The 752-nt window shown below is 61.7% G+C and carries 1 protein-coding gene; it reads left to right on the forward strand.

Annotated elements, in window-relative coordinates:
- Window positions 1-495: 495 nt before the first annotated feature.
- A partial coding sequence (locus tag JCM25156_RS26360) for a helix-turn-helix domain-containing protein (RefSeq protein ID WP_034961394.1) occupies window positions 496-752 on the forward strand: 257 nt, incomplete at its 3' end.

A 752-nucleotide genomic window follows, 5' to 3' on the forward strand; every position in this document is an offset into this window, starting at 1 on the left:
CGCGCAAGCAGCCGTGCCCGGCGGTCCGTGCGCAGCAGGGCGGCGACACGGTGCGGAATGCCTGCGGGCATCGCGGGGCTGGTTGTGCGGGTGCGGGTATGCGGTACGGCCATGACATATCCTGTGCGCTGTTGTGCAACAATGTCATTCTACTCGACCCACATGCAGGCGGCACGCACCGTCTCTCCTGTCACGCACCCACGGGAACTGCTGCCAGATCGTATTTCAGATTGTCGGTGGCCGGGCAACTGCGCAGGGGTAATATATGCCGGATCGGCGCGGAATGCGCATGAGACCGGGAAAGAGCATGGCGGTCGAAGAAACCGGACCGGCCAGTGCGCGTATCAGATAGCGACGATGGCGCGCCTGATACGATAGCATCCGCCATTCCACAGCAGCATCTCGCCCGCTACGGGACAGACATGCTGTCCCTGCGCCACTTTATGGGATACATCCTTCTTTACCATCGAACGGAATTATGGGACATTTCCCATTATGGATACACGATCCCCCGCTGCAGCCGAGATTGAGCGTCGCATGGCGCTGCTCAACCTTAACAAGAAGCGTCTGGCCGAACTTGCCGGTCTGAACGAGACATATGTGCATGACATCCTGCGCGGCAAATCACGCCATCCCGGTGGCGACCGGCTGGAAAAAGTGGCTGCCGTGCTGGGCTGTACCGCAAGCGATCTGCTGCGTGGCGGTACTGTCGCGGGCGGCAGCCCCGCCGCCCAGCGGCTCAAGGCATTGCG

It is taken from the genome of Komagataeibacter kakiaceti JCM 25156, assembly GCF_000613305.1.